Source organism: Candidatus Agathobaculum pullicola (genome assembly GCF_052117205.1).
Classification (GTDB): Bacteria; Bacillota; Clostridia; order Oscillospirales; family Butyricicoccaceae; genus Agathobaculum; species Agathobaculum pullicola.
In genome coordinates this window covers 11,680-31,360 of sequence record NZ_JBQKJP010000012.1, presented here as the reverse complement: position 1 = coordinate 31,360, position 19,681 = coordinate 11,680, and the positions used below count along the sequence as shown (strand labels likewise).

The 19,681-nt window shown below is 51.4% G+C and carries 14 protein-coding genes; 1 reads left to right on the top strand and 13 read right to left on the bottom strand.

The window, feature by feature from the left end:
• Positions 1-3: 3 nt before the first annotated feature.
• Positions 4-3,345: a hypothetical protein gene (locus ACTQ3V_RS06285; protein WP_441466778.1), complete on the bottom strand. Its 3,342-nt coding sequence runs from the start codon at positions 3,343-3,345 to the stop codon at positions 4-6.
• On the opposite strand from ACTQ3V_RS06285, the gene ACTQ3V_RS06280 reads away from it, so the two are divergent.
• Positions 3,325-4,029 (top strand): hypothetical protein, encoded by a 705-nt coding sequence (locus tag ACTQ3V_RS06280; protein ID WP_441466777.1) that lies wholly within the window; start codon positions 3,325-3,327, stop codon positions 4,027-4,029. The two genes, ACTQ3V_RS06285 and ACTQ3V_RS06280, sit on opposite strands and share 21 nt — an antisense overlap.
• A 193-nt stretch (positions 4,030-4,222) precedes the next feature.
• Here the strand turns inward: ACTQ3V_RS06280 and ACTQ3V_RS06275 are convergent, their stop codons facing one another.
• The 12 genes from ACTQ3V_RS06275 to ACTQ3V_RS06220 all read right to left on the bottom strand — a co-directional run bounded on the left by ACTQ3V_RS06275 (position 4,223) and on the right by ACTQ3V_RS06220 (position 19,669).
• Positions 4,223-6,583: a phosphoadenosine phosphosulfate reductase domain-containing protein gene (locus tag ACTQ3V_RS06275; RefSeq protein ID WP_071430729.1), complete on the bottom strand. Its 2,361-nt coding sequence runs from the start codon at positions 6,581-6,583 to the stop codon at positions 4,223-4,225.
• 1 nt (position 6,584) lies between these two features.
• The gene (locus tag ACTQ3V_RS06270) at positions 6,585-9,074 is read right to left on the bottom strand and encodes a hypothetical protein (RefSeq protein ID WP_087233699.1); all 2,490 of its coding nucleotides are present in this window, start codon (positions 9,072-9,074) and stop codon (positions 6,585-6,587) included.
• A gap of 6 nt (positions 9,075-9,080) precedes the next feature.
• A complete protein-coding gene (locus ACTQ3V_RS06265; RefSeq protein ID WP_071430733.1) occupies positions 9,081-9,323 on the bottom strand; it encodes a helix-turn-helix domain-containing protein in 243 nt (80 codons plus the stop codon).
• 384 nt (positions 9,324-9,707) lie between these two features.
• A complete protein-coding gene (locus tag ACTQ3V_RS06260) occupies positions 9,708-9,965 on the bottom strand; it encodes a helix-turn-helix domain-containing protein (RefSeq protein WP_071430735.1) in 258 nt (85 codons plus the stop codon).
• Positions 9,962-11,812: a type IV secretory system conjugative DNA transfer family protein gene (locus tag ACTQ3V_RS06255; protein ID WP_071430737.1), complete on the bottom strand. Its 1,851-nt coding sequence runs from the start codon at positions 11,810-11,812 to the stop codon at positions 9,962-9,964. The genes ACTQ3V_RS06260 and ACTQ3V_RS06255 overlap by 4 nt, the downstream gene beginning before the upstream one ends.
• Entirely contained in the window at positions 11,794-12,717 is a 924-nt protein-coding gene (locus tag ACTQ3V_RS06250) for a DUF3991 and toprim domain-containing protein (RefSeq protein ID WP_071430738.1), read from the bottom strand. The genes ACTQ3V_RS06255 and ACTQ3V_RS06250 overlap by 19 nt, the downstream gene beginning before the upstream one ends.
• Before the next feature lie 12 nt (positions 12,718-12,729).
• A complete protein-coding gene (mobP3, locus tag ACTQ3V_RS06245; RefSeq protein ID WP_441462500.1) occupies positions 12,730-14,688 on the bottom strand; it encodes a MobP3 family relaxase in 1,959 nt (652 codons plus the stop codon).
• A gap of 3 nt (positions 14,689-14,691) precedes the next feature.
• On the bottom strand, positions 14,692-15,096 hold the full coding sequence (locus tag ACTQ3V_RS06240) for a hypothetical protein (RefSeq protein ID WP_071430742.1): 405 nt from the start codon (positions 15,094-15,096) through the stop codon (positions 14,692-14,694).
• 310 nt (positions 15,097-15,406) lie between these two features.
• On the bottom strand, positions 15,407-16,441 hold the full coding sequence (locus tag ACTQ3V_RS06235) for a hypothetical protein (RefSeq protein WP_071430744.1): 1,035 nt from the start codon (positions 16,439-16,441) through the stop codon (positions 15,407-15,409).
• The gene (locus ACTQ3V_RS06230; protein WP_071430746.1) at positions 16,438-16,695 is read right to left on the bottom strand and encodes a DUF6103 family protein; all 258 of its coding nucleotides are present in this window, start codon (positions 16,693-16,695) and stop codon (positions 16,438-16,440) included. The genes ACTQ3V_RS06235 and ACTQ3V_RS06230 overlap by 4 nt, the downstream gene beginning before the upstream one ends.
• Before the next feature lie 14 nt (positions 16,696-16,709).
• Entirely contained in the window at positions 16,710-17,906 is a 1,197-nt protein-coding gene (locus ACTQ3V_RS06225) for a hypothetical protein (RefSeq protein WP_441466776.1), read from the bottom strand.
• On the bottom strand, positions 17,906-19,669 hold the full coding sequence (locus tag ACTQ3V_RS06220; RefSeq protein ID WP_441466785.1) for a VirB4 family type IV secretion system protein: 1,764 nt from the start codon (positions 19,667-19,669) through the stop codon (positions 17,906-17,908). The genes ACTQ3V_RS06225 and ACTQ3V_RS06220 overlap by 1 nt, the downstream gene beginning before the upstream one ends.
• Between the last annotated feature and the right edge of the window lie 12 nt (positions 19,670-19,681).

Here is a 19,681-nt window from a genome sequence, read left to right as displayed (position 1 = left end):
TCCTCAGTTCCCTTTGATAATCTCCATGCCAACAACCATGTTATCCCGAATGAGGTCCTTTAGATACTTCTTCACATCAGCAATATCCATCTCATCGATCTTGGCGAGGGCACGTTCACAACCACCCTGGTTATATTTCGCCTCTGCCATTTGACGAAGCTTCTTTTCAATTTCGGGAAGGCCGAACCACTCAAACGGCTCTGCTGTGATGTGAGAGTCAAGGTAATCTTTCACTTCCTGAATATTTAGAAGCATAACCGCATAGTTTCCGATGATACTGTCTCTAAACGCTTTGTCCAAAGCGGCACTATCATCCAGAAGGTCAAAGAATTTTGCAGACGCAAAATATTCCATGGCACGGTCGATTGCCTGTTCATCCGCTTTGGCACGGTTGACAGCTCCAAATGCAGCTTTTGCTTTTGCAACCTCGTTGTCAGGGATAAGACACAGAATAGGCATCTTGTGTTTTTTCGACCAGTCACGAGGAGAGTCAGTCCCAGTTTTCTCTCTCCACAGTTTCTTTAACTGTGTGTTTTTCTGGCCTTCCTTATAGGCCCCAACCTTCGCTTCAACCTGATTCAGATAGTCTGCTTTTTCGTAGGTGAATGAGCCAGCAGGCATCGTGTCAAACACATCCTTGATTTCGTCTTCTGAAAGCCCATCAAGATAGTATCCGCACACACGGTTGAACAGATCAACCTGGTTGTTGTAGAAGTTGCGGAATGCGCTTCCGTTTGCCTGAACAAGTTCCAGGAAAGACTGCTTCTGGGAATCCAGCAGCGTTCCTGCTTTTTTCAGGTTATAGAGCATTCCGAGGAATGGCCCAAGTTCATCAAGATAATTTTTTGCAGCTGCATAGGAGATGCGAATATATCCGCACTTGTCACACCACTCCCGTATGGTCGCATCATAGGAGATGCTTTTGGAGATAATCTTATTGCTTTCTACAATGATTTGATACTCCAGAATAACCTCACGGATTTTCTGCTGTGCGGTTTCGACATTCCAAACCCAATTCGCCGCATCCGCATCAAACTTCCTGCGGAGAACATTGAGGTATTGACCGCCATCGCCAACTGTTTTAGCAAGAGAGACAAGCGTACCATTTTCAAAGGTTTCAAGGTAGGCAGCCATACCCTGGGTACACTTTTCCTTGGTCAAAATCGTTTGCAAATCTTTTGCGGCATCTGGATTGGAAAGGGCAAGATTTCCGATTGCCATGGCAATATCGCTATCGCTCTTCGCTGTACCCATGTTATTGCTGTTGGCAATTCCACAAAAAGAATCAATGATTTCGGACAACACGGAGGTTTCCGTCTGAAGCGATTCTTTGTCCAGAATATACTTCAAAGTCCAAATCGGGAAGGAGAATTCCTTCATCTTGTTGCGGATGCGTTCTCTGGTGTTTGGAACCGAAGTACACATATTAAGCGGAATCCCAAATGCCACAGAAGTAATTTCGTTAAAAGCCTTCTCTGCGGGGGTCATCGCAACGATATATTTATCCTTATAGCGAGGATTCGGCGTGATTTCAAGGCGAATAACTTCGTCAATCATTTCCTTGAGTTTGCCAACATTCAAAATGTCGTTGGTAAGCCCATCGCTCCAGCTATATGTCCCAGAGGCGTATTCCTTCAGCACAAAGCCCATAATAAATGCAGACAGATTACAGGGCATAAAACCATAAGGTGCCGCCTTCAAAACGTCATAGATTTGCTTGATAGATACACGGCCACCACCGTTCTGGAAGCCATCGTTTACAATTTCATCAACACACAGCTTGATTTTGGAAATCAAGAGATGAGGCTTGGAAAGCCAGTATTCGGGAACCTTCCATGCGCCGTCAAGAGCGATTTCCAACTTTGTGGCGGGACTGCCGGACAGGAAGGTACCAGCTGTTTTCTCATTGAATGCGCACTCAACACCTTGCTTCAAGCTGCTCGGTGTATACATATTGGCAATGACATTGTAAGAGCCCTCAAGGCAGGACACGAACTTTTTCTTGTTGATTTCTGCAAGAAGGCCGTACAGAGCGTCCAGCGTAGTAGCACGTTCCCCATCCGGCTTATCTGCGGTGTGAACCATAAACTCACCGCCTGCAATGCGGGTTTTCCATTTCTTCAGAGAATCTTTTGCATTGTTGGCATATTGAGTAACTAATGCAGGGTCTTTTCCTTGCTGGGACATAGATAACGCCATATCGTGACGATACACGCCATAGCCATCCGCACCAAACGGAGTACGGCTGGCATCAATGAAAATCATGTTGTAGGTGCCAGCAGCAAGGGCGTCATGTATTTTCTTGCCCAGAACCACACTTTCTGCATCATCTTTCGCAAAGCATACAACAGCAACGATCTTATTTGCATACTTTTCTTCCGTGTTGCGAAGCTGCTTGATTGTAGAATCAAAGTCGGAAGACGAAACATAGCGCAGTTCATAGCGAAGCTTCAAAGCTCCACCAAGGCTGATTGCATCCACGATACGAGTTCTGTCAGCAAGTTCCTCTGTGATAAAAGCCGAGGTGCTCTTGCGGTCGATCTGTTCCTCAAAAGGTGTTACATCAATTTCGTTTTCATGGTTGTAAGCAGCATACTGGAATTTTCCACCGCCAAGGGACTTGGAGAACAACACCTTTTCTCGAACAAGCTGATCCGCACATCTCGCTGCGGAGCCTTCCATATCAGTCCCTTCAAAAGCGTTGTCAAGGTTCTTTTCGTTGGGAATAAACAGCTCAACAGAGTCGCCGGCATATTGAGAAATTGCCTGCAACAGAAGAACCGTTTTGAGTACACGTTTTTGGTCAGAATCAAGGCGCTGATTCCCAGCACGATTGTAATAGTCCAGAATAGAGCGAATATCATGCGATAGATATTCTTTTCCCTTATCATAGAAGAATTCCCAAAGCATATCGACGGAAAGCAGCGGGTTGTCGTCCTCTGGCCCGAAATTGTCAATAAACCACTGGAACCCCTTGATTTCATCGCCACGGTCATTTTTAATAAAGTCAAACATACTGCGCTGGTTGGAATCAAACGCAGAGGAAATATGCTTGAGAAGCAGGGCGGCATAGGGATGTATCGGGAGAATATCGATCATCTCTTTGTCGGTGATCCGAGCCACCGACTTCACCAGCTTACGGGATGCCTGTGTTCTATCAGTCAGGTCGCCAAGGGCTACCTCCCAATCTGCCAAAACAACTTCGTCCTTATTCTTCTCCATGGCTGCACCCATGAGTTGGAATGCAATATTTTCAGGCAGGCTGATTAAACTGTGCGGACTGACAAAGCGTCCGTTCAGCTTGATGAAGTCCTGGTCGCGCTCATGGAACAGGCCCTGGGTCACATGGGTCACCAGCACAAAATAGAAGGGATCGGTTTCGCTGATTTCACAAAGCTCCTGAAATCCGGTGAGATTGCGGGCGTTGTTGTAGAAATATTCGGTAAACTCGTCCCACATAAAGACAATCGCCTTCAAACTGTTTGCCCGGATGACCTCACGAATCCAGTTGCCCAAATCGGTCACGCTCAGCGACAGAGCTTTTACCTGACGCTCATCGGCTACCTTGAAGATATTGTCCATAATCCTTGCCAGCGCCTCGCCGGAGAAGGTGCGCAACTTCTCAATCACCGTATCGGCGTCATCTCCGCCAAAGAGGTCAGAGTAAGTGCCAGTGATCAGTCCGTTGAAGTAGTTTTTGTTATCCTTGTCAGAGAGCCATGCAATGGTAGCATCCTTCAGCGCATTCCCGCCCTTGTTTTCAATTCCGGCATCAACAAGCGCCTTTTCAATGCTTTCCTGGATGGCAAAGACAAGATTATGGTCGCTGCGGATAGAAGCGGAACCATAGCGGTGAACGGTCAAGATACGACCGCTGGACTTCACGGCCTGGAAGCGGTTGTACAGGTCGTTGTCCATTTTATGTCTCTGGAAGTATTCACGGGTTTCTTCTTCGCTGGAATCCAGCAGCTTTTTGAGCGTGTGAACGGCATGGGATTTACCGGTTCCGTAGGCACCTTCCACCCATAGACAGAGCTTCTGCTTGCGCTCCAGGACGCTGACCGTGTTCTTCAGAAGTTTCACGAAGGTCTCGTGGGGGAAGAATTTTTTCCACACTTCCGGGTTCTTCGTGATGACCGCCTCGTTCACGGCGGGGAAATAATCCGGATCAATATTGAAATAATGACGGTATTTTTCCAACATCGGCATAGCATCTTCCTCCTTAGAACAGATTCAGCACATCCTGAGATGTCTTTTCGCTGTTGAGAGTGATATTATCCAGGTCCAGTGTAAAGCTGGCGTTGAGGAAATCTGGATAGTTGATAGTCAAACCATTCAAAATCTTTTCCATCTGATTGCGGTCAAGACCAAAAATCTCAGTAGGACTAACACCGTCACTTTCGAGGTCATGGTTTAAGAGGCGGGACAATGTAAACTGGTGGTAATCCCCGCAAGCCTCTGCAAATTTATATAAGCTGTAAAGAATGACAAGCGGATTCGGATTTTCCCAGGGGATGCGAACCACGCTATTCCAAAAACGCTTTCCGTTTTTTAGCGTGTAGTCACAGACACCCAGGCCGATTTCATTGCTTAATTGAGGAATAGAAATCAGGATGTTTTTATATGCGGAGACAATGTGTGAACGAGAATTTTTACTCATTGAGTCATCCAGCATTGCATAAATGGTATCAGGGGTGTGCGTTGTGGAAAAATCAATGTTTTTGACCCACCAATTAAACTCCGATGTGTATGTCAAATTGCAAAGAATCAATGCCCAAGCGTCGGAATTCTCTATTCCAATATTATCAATAACTTTACCAAAGGGTGCAAATTTAGATTTAGCAGTAACTTCGGCATCGTTCAAGAAGCTCTTGAGATTTTTAACCATGTTGGTTCCAAGGCTGTGAGGAGAAGTCCAAAATTCATCCTTTAATTTGAAATACGATCTAACCCAATCGAGTTCAATGCCCATATTTCCATACCTGTCAATGCTCCCCATTTTCTTTTCTCCTTTCGGCAATCGCAACGAGTTGGCTACTAAGCAACCATGGAATACATCGTGACATTTTTTGCATTTTACGCATCGGTCATCGATTGTTACATGGCCATCCTTCATAGAAATAAACCCATGCGGACAATTCGCCTCGCATACTCTACAGCCAATGCAATATGCGGTTTTTCTGAACACAGTCTTCAATTCTGACATAAAATAAATGTCTTTCTGGGTATTTTTCCCTATCACAACTGTAGCAGTTAGTCCGTTGGTATTTTCGGCAATCTCAATGTGATACAACTTATCTCTGCAAAGCACTTCGACATTACCATTCTCCAGAAAGGTTACATTGCCAATTGTTTTAATCCACTGCTTCCAATCAGTTTCTATACGGGATACTTGAATTGTAAGTACACCTTGTTCAAATGATTCATTTGTATAACTTTTGGCGAATGATAATTCTTTTCCACTTCTTCGTGCTTTCCATCCACCAATGTCCATAAACTCCTTGACGGCGCTCGGATTAGACAACTCTTTGGAGGTTGTTTCCAGAATAATGTTATTGAATGTTGTGGTTGTCCGATATCCCTCATCACTAAAGCTGTATGCTTGTTCCTTAAAATACATATTTTTCGATGTGGCTAACGGGCACACAAGACATCCTGCACGGCTATTTCCTTTTTTATAGGCATCATTTATCAAGAGTTGTCTCTCATAGATATAGGAAAACAATTCGGCGGAGTTCCATTCAAGGATTGGGTGGCAGCTATATTGTCCACGAACTTTCTCTCCGTGACTAATACCTTCGTATTCACTTCGAGAAGCACTTTCATCTCCTCGGATTCCTGTGAAGGCCATTCCCCTAAAATGAGGATTATTGGTATACTCTCTCAGTAAGATGATTTGAGGCGCAGTTTTATGCACACTACAACACCATCGCATCGTCTGCGCTGGCGGTCCAAATTCCCTCCATGTGACTTTCGGGTCGAAGTCAGACTTTGCTCTTAAAAATTCAATCTTTGCGTCTTTACAGTGCTGTTCAATCTCTTCGACTATTTTATATGTATCCGGGAATTCCATTCCCGTATCGCCAAATAGCACTTTGAATTTATTGTGCGGCAAAGCACGCTGCACCAGATCGAGGGCTACTACACTATCCTTGCCGCCACTGAACGCCACATAGAAGACATCGACCCGATCCATGTATTCAACATAAATGTTGTATATTTTCTTTATTGTTTCTGCGGCCAGTTTCTCCAACAAATCCCGGTTCTTTTCGACCATAGCGGGAATATCAACAAAGCGGAGAGGTTGTCCATCGGGCTCTGGCTCGTCCATAATCACAATTTCAGGTGGGGTATAAAGACTGCCGCCTTTGGTCTTGGCAACCTGCCGTCCCCGGTAGAAATAATTGTTGGCTTCCGCCCACATATAGGGGTAGGAGTCATTCTTTGCATAATTCCAATACCGGTCAAATCCAAGAATATCCAGTTCTTTGTAATACACCGGACGAGGTTCCTTACTGAAGGAAAGCGGTGAGCTGTTCAGCAGCAGTCCGCCCGTCTCGGCATCCCAGGTATATGAGTACATATTAGTCGGTGTCCTTCCTTTGCCTCTGTGCTTTTGCTCTGATAATGAGCGATTCTATTTCTGAGTATCTACGGCGGGCAAGATATCCATTGTCACTCAGATATTGAAGCACGGGGGCTTTTTTCATCTCTATTTGATTGTTGTTGGCCAGCAGGTCAATGATCAAGTCATCAAAGCTGCCGATGCCTGCGGAACGCTTCACAATTGCACCGGCGCATTCAGTTCCATTAAAGCTGCTATGTAGGAGCAGATATTTCTGACTGTAACTTGCCACATAATGTTCCAACAAGAAGCTGTTCCAGGGAAATCCCACATAGGGGAGTGCGCCAAAGTTCGTTACTTCCGGCAAGGGAATATACTTTTCCGTACAGATTCGGTCCAGCACCTCATCTATGTCAGCAACGGGGAACTGGGCCGCTGCTTTCGATACAAATTGATCCCGGCTGATTCTCAGGCTGTTTTCGTAAACGGTATCAAAGTATATGGTCGTAGCGAGGCTATCCGCCAATCCCTGAAGCTCAGACAGCGTGAAACTATCATGACTTCTTGCATATTTTGCAAACACATCCACCATCGAGATTTCCTGACCCGAGCGGCTGATGATATTTCCTTTGAACGAAAATTTATCACCTAATTTTGCCTTTAGTGCATCCCGGAACCCATACACGGAGAGGGTGTGATTTTCCTCTATGATATAGGGATATTTTGCCCGGATTGCATCATAAAGCTCATTACCACCAATGAAATCCCTTTCGTCAATGGTCCTCTGGATGATTTCAGCAATTCCATCCAATTCTTCATCAGACAAATGGACAATACTTTCGTGGAAGTATTCGCTGCGGCCATTGTTGACGAATTCAACATTGCTGGCAAGGATCAACTTTATTTTACTCTGTGGAAGATGCGGCAGTGCAGCAAAAAGCTCATCATAAGTCGCCGGTCTTCCAAAGTTTTGCAAGCAAGAGCGAACTTCCGATAGCGGGTCCATGCTGACATCGGGCGTTTTCGATATAAAACTTCTGTTGATGAAAAATCTTCCGTTTCCGATAGAGGTCAAGTACGCTTTCAGCATATCGGCATCGTGAATATGGTAGTCCAAGAACACATCAGAAAATTCGGCAAAAATCGCTTGATAATAAATAGCTGCTTTCCCGTCTGCAAAGGCGCTCTCGATGTAATCCAGCAGTTCTTCCTTTCGATCTTCGCTCAACATGACATCTGGGAGAAAGGCTTTCCCCTCGTAAAGAATGCATAGTTGCTTGATTTTGTTGCTGATGTCATCATCAGAGTCAGTCAGCTCTGTGGCATGGGTTGCTGTGTAATACCTCTTAAATTTGCGTATCTCAAGAGGCGAATCCATACGGAATCCCTTCATGAAATATTCTCTGAGCACTTGCTCATAACCTTCATTCCTGTAAGGACTCGCAGAATCTATGTCCGCTTTTGTAGGAACAGTCTGTTGCGGCTCAGCCCCAATGAACATAAGAAACTTCTGCAAAGCCGCTCGGAAGCGATTATGCTGCCTCGCATTGTAACTCAAAAAATCCGCATCGTTTAAGAGTAAGCGAATCGTTTCCTGCGCAGCTTGCCGATCAGAAGTGTAAAGTTGCCAAGAAGGCAGTTGGTGTTCTCTTGCAAACACCTCACAATTATTTATTGCCGAAGAATAACTCCGACTGGTAGCATCGGCCATTTTCAGTGTTTCCGACAGGTATCGAGAAAAACTTCTGCTGTTTATCTCATCCGACTGTTCACTCGCAACAGATTTTGACATTGTATCGTTTGCGATATTATGTGTGTGTTGTGGCTGAAATGTCTGAGTGGCGGTGTTGGATTCCTCAACTGCTGTTTCCTCAATGCCAATACGAGAATAGAGCCCTTCTTTTATGTAGTTGTAGTAATATCGCCCTGCAGCAACAATTTTATTGATCTGCTTTCTGCGGGTTATTCTGAAGAATTTATTTTGTTCAATTGTGCGCTGAACTTTCTTTATGGTTTCGATGTCTGTTGTCTGGAACAACGGTTTTTGCAGGACTTTTATTTTCAAGCAAAAGGTTTCGATTTCAGAATAACAAATATAAAAGTCAGAAAGCTGGGCAGGAGACACTTGTTCGGCAAGATACCGCATGAAATCATCTTTAACGGTTTTTCCATCGATTATCATTGCTCTTGCCTCCTTCAGTAATTTTTGATACTCGTCATGGGAGTCATGATACAAACTTGCAACCCCTGTAAAAAGTCTGGTAGCCGGTTTGAAAACTGTGCGTCCCAAATATGCTGACTCCATGCTTTTCATTTGAAATGAGATTCCGTTTGTATTACGATACACCGCATCAATTTCTATGCCCCGATGAACTGCCATTGCTCTTAAATCGTGAGATACTGCCTTAACTGCGTCTGAGCGTGTGAGCTCGCCTTTCATAGAGGCAAGGATCCCTTCTAACAGGATAGCGGCTTCATATTTATCCCAGGACGGTTGCCTCTCTGCCATATACAACTACTCCTTTGAAGATGTTTGCGTGTTTGAACTATTTTTTGATTCTTTTACATATTCCATAATATCGCCGAAATCACAGTCGAGGGTCTCACATATACGGCCCAAAATAGCGAGATTTACCGTTTCATCTCGCCGTAGCTTTGTCATTGTATTCGGCGCAATATCTGCGGCTTTTCTCAAATCCGCTTTGCTCATTTTCTTATCTACAAGTAACTTCCACATACGGTTATAAGAAAGCGCCATGTACTCTCTCCTTCTTCCAGATAATACAGATATTTTGTAAGGTGATTCTCAAAGAACGGGCCTTAATGCACACTTGACTTATATTTTACCGCTAATCTCTATTATCTTCAAGAGCGTATCGCAATTTTATGCGAACGCACAATCTCTCCGGCAGAAGAAAAGCAGGGACTTGCCGGGAGCGCATTGCCGACAAGTCCCCGCCGTTCTTCCGTTAGTTTCTTTCTCTGCATTAAATCTCAGTTAGAGTGAGTCCTTCTGGGCGGTTCACAATGAACCGCCCCTGGGTCCAGCACATGAGCGCAGCCTCCCCTTGGTGGAAGGTTTTAAAAATTCGATTCCTTCAAAAGTGGTTTGTACAACTTTTTGGTACAAACCACTTTCTCTTTATTTTACAGTATAGAGATTGGAGGTACTGCTGCCGTTGGGACGGTATCGGGGGGCTTTGACCAGATATCCGGCTTTTTCCAAATCGGATACAGCCCGCTTGACCGTGGAGCGGGACAGCTTCATGTCCGAGGCGATGGTCTTGATGCCGGGCCAGCACTTGCCCTCAGCGTCTGACCGATCCCGCAGGTACATATAAACTGCCCTTGCTCTGGAGGGCAGTTCGGTGTCGGCGTAGATGGTTCCAAAGTAGCTCATGTGTTTTCTTCCTCCATGGATTTGATACTTTTACCCCGCTTTCGGGTTCTCTCCTGTACTGGTTCATGCGCCATACCGCCGTGTCCGGACACCGCATAGCCCCGGTGTTCCGCTGCTTCCTCTGCCTTGGCAGACTTCGGAAGATTCCGTTCCAGATCCACACGATTGGCATAGGCCACCGCTCGGTTTGCCCGCTCCGGCACAGTGTACGGCTCCCCGAAGGTGATGCCCCAGTTCAGGAAGAGCTGGAGCCGGGTCCGCATGGGATGGGTACCGGTTTTCATGACAATGAAGCTGCCCTTGGGGATGGATTTCAGCTCGTCAGGGGTGAGTAGTGCCCGTTCCATCATCTGCAGGCTCTGGCTGGGATCGTTCTTCCCTCGGCTCACCGAGCCGGAGAGGACGGTGCGGCTGCCCAGGGCTTTGGACAGGACTTCCGCAGTCTGGCTGTTGGGGGCGAAACCGCCGAAGATGGTGTCCTGGCAGTTGTCCTGAATGATTTCGCAGCCTTCCTTGCCGTAGTTTTTCTCCAGCTGCGCCAACGACTGGATGATGGGTACCAGCGTCAGCCGGCGAGATCGACCGGCGGAGAACAGGGGCAGAATATCAAAGGGCGGCATGGTTCCAAACTCGTCGCAGAACAGCACCACCCGGTTTTTCAGCTTGCCGCCGTTCTCATCGGCCACGGCAAACAGCTCCCGGCTGAGATTCTGAATCATCAGACCGGCCATAAAGTTCTTGGTGGTGTCCTCCTCCGGCAGGATCAGGAAGATGGCGGACCTCTCCGACGCAAACTTCTCGGCGTCGATGGCGCTGTCAAAGCACAGGATCTGCTCCAGTTCGCTGTCCAAGAAGGCATTCAGCCGGGACAGGACCGTGGACATGACGGAGGCCATGGCCTGCTCGGCGCTGTTGAGGGCGGCTCCGGCGAACCACCGCGCCTTGTGGTCCGGAGGCAGCTTGCCCATCAGAAGCTGGAAGTGGCTCTTGCCCTTGACGCCACTGGGTTCCAGAAGATCCTGCACCAGCTTGAACACGGAGACGATGTGTCGGCGCTCCTGGGGATGGTCTTCGTCGGGCGGCAGGAACTCAGCCAGCATCAGGATGACAGAGGTGAGCAGACCTTCGGCGGCATCGTAGAAGAAGGCGTTTTGCCCACGGTTGCTGTCATCGCCGTCCGGGTTGACAATGGTCTTGGACAGGATCTTGGCGTATTTTTCTGCTTTTGCGCGGGCCGCCAGATTCCCCGGCTCCTTTCGGGCGATATCCATGTACCGGTTGACCAGCGTCAGCAGATTGTTGCCATCCGAGCGGGTGGGATTACGCAGGTCGATAACAGAGATATTGTACCCATAGCACTCCTTGGCGATGGTTCCGTAATTCCGGGCAAGGTCGCCCTTGCTGTCCAGCGCCAGCCAGCTCATGCCGCTGGCACAGGCATATTCCAGATTGGGATAGAGGAAATAGGCTGTCTTGCCGATGCCGGAAGCGCCGATCATGAGGCAGTGGATATCGTCGCTGTCCACCAGAGCGGTAAGCTCGCCCTTCTTGCCCTTGCACCCCAGCACCAGCCCCTGCTCCGCGGGGCGGTTGTGGCCGCTGCGCCAGTCCCTGACCCGGAACGGGACATGGGCATAGATCTTTTTGATCTCCTTTGCGGTGGCCCACCTCGCGGTACCGTGCTGTCCGTCGCCCACCGTCCTGGACTTGATGCCGCTCAGGGTGTAGCAGTGGGACAGCGCAGCAAGTCCTCCGATGACAAGAAACATTCCGGCGCCGGCCAGAATCAGGAGAGCCACCTTTGACTCCTTGAGCTGCTCCAACAGAGTTATCCAAAACTCTGGCATAATGTGTTCACCTCGCATTTCTGTTCTCTGACTGTAGTCAAGTCATCGTTCCAGTCCTTGTTCTCCGGAACGAGCCGTTCCACGGTGTAGTCCGCTTCCAGCTGGGCCATCATGCGCTGGTTGGCCAGGTGGCCAGCCTCGTCGTTGTCCAGACAAAGCAGCACGGTGTGAATCTGGGGCATCCGCTCCAGCATCTTCGCCACCGGCTGGATGGAGGTGCCGCAGCAGGCCACATAGCTGTGGCGCTGCCAGTCCTCCGGATGGAGCGTGATGTAGGAGAGCATATCGATGGGCGCCTCGAACACATAGAGGCTTTCGTCTGTTCCCATATGGTGAAAACTGTAGCGGGGATTGCAGCCCTCCACATTGAGCCGGAAGGCTTTTCCGTAGCTGTTGGTACTCCGTTTGTGGGCGTGACGCGGGACGCCTTCCTCATCTGTGCCCACAAATACTGCATTGTGGTATTTCGCATCTTCGTACAGGAGCCTTTCCCTGGCGAAGTGGGCTACCACACTTCGGTCAATGTTCCGATGCTTCACCAGATAGGCATAGACCCTGCGCATATCGGAGTGGACCGGCGGCAGGACAAAGGGCTTTGGCGGCTCCACCACCCGCTCTGCGGCAGAGGGGTAGATGGTACCCACTTCTCCGCCCAGCAGCATGGTCACCGCTTCGGGATAGCTGAGGTTGTAGAAGCGCTGCACAAAGCTGACGGCGTGACCGCCCCTCTCCTCGGCATGGTCGTACCACTCGTTTCCGCGGACGGTGACGCTGTGGTCCTTGGCCAGCCGTTTCTCTCTGCCGGACGGAATCAGCTTCTCGCCACGGAACCGGAGGAACTCCTCCAAGTCCACAGCGGCGGCACGCTGCCTTTGCTCTTCTGTAAAGTGAATATAGGTTGACATGGTTCCCTCCTGTTACATGGTCTGCTGATACGACACCTGCTCCTCGTGATCGTCTGCCTTGTGGCCTATGGCCATACGTTTCTCCATCAGGCGTGTGCGCCGTTTGGAGTCAATGCGGATTCCGGCCGGGTTATGAGGCGGTACAGAATTATCCCGGAAGATCCGGCTCATGTGATGGAGCAGCTTGGTTGCCGCCAGCATCACGGACGGATCACGGAACTGGTCGAAGCGGTCGAGGAAGAATTGAGCGTACTGGTTGCCCTGGGCGGCTGAGCGTGTGAACCACTCCCTGGCCTGCTCCCGATCCTGCTCCACATCCCGGCCCAGGAGATACAGCTTGCCCAGGGTATATTGGGCAAAGGAATTTCCCTGTTCGGCGGCAGCGGTCAGGTACTCCAGAGCTTTTCTCACATCCTTCTTTACAGACTCGCCGGCGAGGTAGAGCTTTCCCAAACGATATTGGGCAAACTGGTTTCCATGCCCGGCAGCCTTATCCAGCCAGCGCAATGCCTCCGCTGTGCGTTTCTGAGAAAGGAGCAGTTTCCCAAGGGCGTATTCCGAGAAGTCATTTCCGGCCTCTGCGGACAATCGAAACCACCGCTCGGCTTTTTCATGATCCCGCATGGTGGAGAGGTCGTCCCGGTAGAACTTACCCAGCTGGTGGGCTGCCACCGTATATCCCTCTGCCCAGAGCTGCTCCAGCTCCCGAACCGCTTCCGCGTGTTCCTCATCCAGCGCATAGACATCCTGCAGCACGGATTTGGCGGCACGGTAGCGCTGTGCCTGATCGTATACGCTGGTGGATCGATGTTCCTCCTGTGCTTCCTCCGGCTCAGGCTCGTCCTGCAGTGCTTCATCTTCAAAAGTTGGGAGGCCGAGACGGATGTTCTCGGCCTCCCGGATGATGTCGTTCTTGATTCTGCGAAACTCCCTCTGCTGGGAGAGCGGGAGATGCTCCCGTGGTGTGCGGCTGCCGTAGCACTCGTTCAGCTCGTCCCGGATCTGATTCCAGATTTCGTAGCACTGCGCTACTTCCGGCTGTCGGGACAGCTCATCCACGATGGTGTCCACCAACGCTTTCAGTGGCTTTTTCAAATAGCCATACTGCTTTTTCCCGGTGGTGGTTTCCAGAGCCTGCACCAGCTGGCTCATCTGCTCCTCGATGACGGGGTTGTCGCAGAGCTGGTGATTCATCCTGTGGATCAGCTCCCGCATGGTGTCCTGGGCTGTCTCGACCAGATCTTTGTAGGCTACATCCTTCCGCTCGTAGATCTGATTCATCTCATCCCGGAAGATAGTGTTGGTCAGCTTGGAGCGCATGGCCGCAATGCCTTCTCTGGTCAGGAAGCCCTCCTTGGGATTGTCCGACCAGACCATCATGTGGATATGGGGGTGATGTCCCTCATTGTGGAAGGCTGCGTACCAGCGGAAGTGATCCACCGGTATCCGCATAGCCCTGGCCAGATCCTGTGTGTGCATCATGAGCAGAGTGCGCCACGCATCCGCGTTGTCGTATTCCAGGCGGGCGGCATCTTCCCGGCGCAGGGAGTAGATGATGGTCCACACATTTCCTTCATGGGCCTCCAGCTCGGACATGGCTGCATTCAGGTCAACTGCCGGAGCGGAGCTGAACAGGCCGTGTGCGCCGTGACGCTCCACACGAGGACGGGTGGCAATGTAGGACATGTATCCGCTCTCTGAGTTCATCTCATGAAGGTTTGCATCCAGCGCCATGGTGATGAATGCGGAGGCAGTTCCAAGCGTTGGGGTCTTGCAGTAGTCCTCGTACTCGAACAGCTCCGCAGCATCGGGAAAGTCATGGAGCAGCTTTTGGATCAGCTCCCGCTGGCCTTTGGTAACCGGACCGTTTCCGGACAGCTTCTCCACGCCTTCACGGGTGGCGATGTACTTCATGTACCCGCCGGCCTTGTCCGATTGGATATAGCCGCTTTTCTGTACGAGCTTTGCCATGGGTTACACCGACTTCTGGAAGTCCAGTGCGTCCTTGAAGGAGATGCGCCCGTTGGTGCGCTTCATATCCCGGATGGCTTTTCCGCGCAGGCGCTGGTATTCGCCTTCGTCGATGTCGGTGTCGTAAGCGATGATCTGTCCCAGCACATGGAGATCCACGCCCTGCTTGAACAGGAGCGAGCCCATGCGCCCGGTATAGTAATCCAGTGTGCCGGTCATCATGGCAGAGAGTGCTTCGGGCAGAAAGGCGCCGGCGTTCTTGGTATGCAGATAGCCAAGATAGAATTCCACTGCTTTTTCGATGAACTCACTTTGGGTTCTACAGTTATCTGACCGATAGGTGTCCTCAATCTGCTCCTTCACAGATGGGGTCATCCATACAGTTACCTTCTGTTTTCCTTTTACCATAGTACCTCCTTGTTTGTTGGAACCGCTGTAAAACCCTTGGTACAGCGGCGTTCTCGTAAAATGGAGCGTTCCTGCTGCTGTTTAGGCTCAAAAGGAACGGCCTATCCAAAAGCCTGAAACTGCCCGCACTGCGGGCAGTTGTGAATGGCTCGGCGCACAAGGAGCGTCGGGCCTTTCTCCTGCTTGCCTTTCGTCGGCCTCCACCTCCCTCGAAAAGCGGCACAAACCCCGCCTGTTTCCCCAGGGCGGGGTACTCGGTCGGTCAGCCGCTGAAAGCCGCACACAGCGGCCCACAGGGGGCAACACGGCGCTACATCTGCATCTCCGGGGATGCCGGACTCTGCTCCGACAGATAGTTCGCACTGCACTCCTCCAGACTTTGGCCCCAGTACTCCTGACAGTAGGTGTTCATCCTGGGGAGGAGCAGGGCCTGTTCCTCGGCGCTGAGGCGATACTTGAACGCCTCCTCATCGCCGTTGCCCCGCTGCAGATACACCTCCAGCGTGTCACAGACACGGCGGGCATCCAGATCGTAGTTGGCATAGATGTTCAGCCAGTCATCGTTCTCGGTGGTACAGACGTTGGTTCCGAACACCTCGTCCGCATGGAACGATACTTCCATGTAGAACTCCAGCAGGTTGTCGTTCTGAATAATATCCTCCGCAAAGGAGATGTCCTCTGCGTGGAGCGTCCGGATACCGGTGAGATACTGGGGCTCCGTTTCGTATGTGATCTCTTTTCCCTGCAGACGATCCAGGAAGGTGCGCCACTGTTCGTCCGGTGACGCGGCGCTTTTCTTCGTGGCGAAGTAGACGGCGGTGCTGACATCCTGAATGCGGAATCGCTTCCAGCCGTCCATGATGTTGAGGGCATCGAGGTAGCCGCTGTCCAGGTCAATGTCGAATGCACCGACCACTCTGCCGGTGTTATCCAGCCGCTCCGACACATATGTTTCGAACTGCTCACGGGACAGTTTCTCTCCACGGGGAAACATTTCAGTGAAGTGTGCGGGGGCGTCGCCGTCTGCCTTGCGGATATAGCTGCGAAGGCGTCGGGCAGTTTGCAGGAACTCCATATGTTCTTCCGTCAGGAAGTAGTCGGCACTGCCGCCCTCCGTGACATGGAAAACGGCGAAGCGCCGTGTGGCCTCCCGAGCCTCCTTCTCCGCCTGCTGCTCTGCCCAGAGCTCGTGGCTGATGCGCTCGTACTCCCGCTGAGGAAGCTGGTTGCACATTTCATCAAGGACATTCTCCAGATGCTCCTCCAGCGTTTCATCTTTCAGATGCTTGCTGAGGGCGTCGTACCAACGCTCGTCAATCCAGAGGGTGATGTCTTTGCTGTTCACTGCGACGCCTCCACTTCTTCTGCGGGTTTGGGCGTGACAGGCTTCGGGCTGCGGCGGGACTTGTTCGGAGCAGCGGCGTTTACATCGCTCTCGTCGATGTATTCACGCACCGGAGCGGGCACATATTTTTCATAGAGTTTCACCAGCGCATCCGTCATCTCACGGTCCAGGTCAAGCTCCTTCTTGCCCATGTAGCGTTTGAGCGCCGAGAGCTTCTCCTCATCGAAGGTGATGGTCAGGTTCACTTGCTTCATTGGCACTTCCTTTCTCAGTCGTAGTTGATGTATTCGATCTGCAGCCAGTGGGTCCAGCCCCGACCCTCCAGCTTTGTTTTCACCACACCTTTTTTGGTATTCATAGCTTCAATCACATAACCGTCACCGATGTACACGCCAATGTGGCCGTCATGCCAGACAGCGAGGCCGGGGATATCCGGCATGGTGTCGATGGTTCCGGATACTGAGGCGTTATAATACATCTGGTTGGCGCCAAGATCCGGCATCCCGTTGGTTCCATACTCGATAGTCATGGTGTCGGGATTGAGCCATCCGTACCCTTTGATCAGGCCCACGCAGTCTGTGGTTCTGCCTCCCAGCCAGTTGGCACGGATGAAGTCCGCATAGCTGCCGACACCGTCAGGGTACTGCTCCAGCTTGTAGGCGAAGAGCGAATCGGTGAGGACACTGCCGTATGTTCCCCAGACATAGCCCCAGCCGGACTCCCAGGCGTGTATGGCGTAGGTCACAAGGTCTGCGGCGTTCTTGGTGGTTGGATCGGTGAAGGCGGAGATGTCCAGCTCTATGCTGCTCCCATCCCCTCTGAGATACTCGCCGCTGTAGCTGCCGCCCCCGGCGCTCCCCGCAATCATGGTATAGATATGGTCGATGTTGCTCTTGTCATCGTCCGTGATCTCTCTGCCCAGATGGGCTTCCAGATTGGCGTAGGCCTGGGACAGAGAGGCCGGCACCGCGACGGTGTATTCTTCTTCCTCTGTACTTGTAGTCCCGTCCTCCAGTGTCACTTCTACGGTTCGTGTTCGGGTTTCGGTGGTGTAGAAGCACTCCACGAAGCTGTTCGCTGCCCGTGTGGACGGGGCGTCGTCCCCAAAGCAGAGGGCATAAAAAACAGCCTTGACTCTGATCGGGTCAAGGCTGTTGCCGCTGTCCATCTGCCCGTTGGCAGAGGACACCGCCGAATCCAGAAGAGAAAAGGCCGAGCGCATTTCCTCGATGTGATATCGGAACTCCGCCGGAACTTCTGCGGAGAATTCTGCTCCGTAGAAGCATGCCTCCACCGAATAGTTGTTATGCTCCGCCCCGCCTGAGCCAAGGGAGCAGAGCAGGGCGATCAAAAGAATGACGGGTGAAAAGATTGCCACCAGAATCCAGCCCAAACCTTTCCGGGTCTTTTCGTTGGTAAGCAGCATGGCGGCGGCCTTGGCCACCGCGGCAGCAGAAACAGCCATCAGCGACCACCTGCCGTTCCGAAGAGTTTTTCCTTGTAGGCCGGGGCGTGAACCTCCAGCAGATATCGTTCATTGCCGCACTTGTACAGGCAGACGCCGCGCTGGGGGAACTTGATGAGATTGTATTCCGACTCCTCCAGCTGGAGCATATCCATGTAGGACCGCTTGTCGATGGAGCCGGCATTGAACAGAAACTGGTGAGGCGGGATGCTGAACAGGGGTTTGGTCATCTCACGGACGCCCTCCTGATCGAAGTCCTCCAGATTCTGACTGGCCAGCAGCATCGCCGATTCCTTCTTTCGCACACGCTTCAGACAATTGCGAATGTACTCGATGGCGGTGGGGTTGGACAGCCAGATATACAGCTCGTCCAGAGCTGCCACGGTATTGCCCACGGTCAGGAGCTTATCGGACATGAAGGACAGCACATTGAAGAGCATGGCGTTGCGGACATTTTTGGCGGCGCTGAGCATTCCCTTGACGCCGAACACCAGGAAGCGGCTGGAGGTGATGTTGGTGTGCCCGTTGAAGAACTGGGCGTCAGCGCCCTTGCACATGGAGTGCAGCCCCAGCAGCACCTCCTGCAGGAGCTTTTGGGTGTAGAGCTGGTGACGGTCGGCGTCGTAGGTCTTGAATTCCTCCTCAATGAGATCGTAGAGGTCGGACAGGATGGGATAGTCCTCCGGGCACATCCGGCTGAAGTTGGTTCGCTCGGTGATGCCGAACTTGCGATACAGCTTGGACAGCATGATCTCGATGGTGTCGATGTGCGCGTCGCTGAAATCCTTGTAGGCCCGGAAAAAGTCCTTGAGGAAGGAGATGTGCTGCGCCAGCAGGGTGTTTTTGCGAAAGGCCTCCGGCGCGTCGGTGGCGTTGGGGTCTCCGCCGTCATCCCAGCACTTGGGTTCCAGCACATTGATGATGTACTGCCCGGCCATCAGGTCTGCGAAGCAGCCGCCCACCGCCTCGCACATCTCCTGCTGTTCATGTTCGGCGTCCAGGCTGATGACGGATTTGCCGGACTCCAGCAGATTCAGGATCAGCAGCTTCATCAGGTAGGACTTGCCCTGGCCTGAGTTGCCCAGGATCAGGATGTTGGCGGAGGTCTTGTCCTCGTCCCGCTGGTCGAAGTCCACCAGAATGTTGCTGCCGTATTTGTCTTTGCCGATGTAGAAGCCTTTGGAGTCCAGCTTACCGGAGTAGTTGAAGGGATAGAGATTCGCCACGCTGGAGGCGGGCAGCACTCGTTCAAACTGGATGCCGAATGTGTTGTGGCCGCAGGGATTGACGCAGCGGAAGCCCTGCTGCTGACGGAGCAGGAGCTTATCTACATTCAGCTTGCTCCGCACCAGCTCCGTCAGCACATCGGTCTGGAGCAGCTTGAGGCTGTTGTAGTCGGATGCGGTCAGCTCGATGTACACGGCGCAGTGGAGCAGAGGCTCACGGTTGCGGTGCATGGTGGCCACCAGGGTGGCCACGTCCTGAAGGTTGCTCTCGGCAGTGACCGTCTGCTGCAGGTCGTTGGTGTTGGAGCTGTTCAGGCGGTTCTTGTTGGCGGCGTTCTGAATGATGCGCTTTTCCTCAGCCGGGGTGACCTGCCGGGTGTAGATTCGGAGGGTGACGCCGTCCTTTTCTCCCAGATGACGGAGGATAGCCTGCTCATCCGTGCTGGTCGGATATTCCCTGAGTGCCCACACACATCGGAAAGTGTTGCCGCAGATGAAATGATCCGGCATGAAGTTGACCACAGAGGGGGCAATCATATCCAAAAAGGA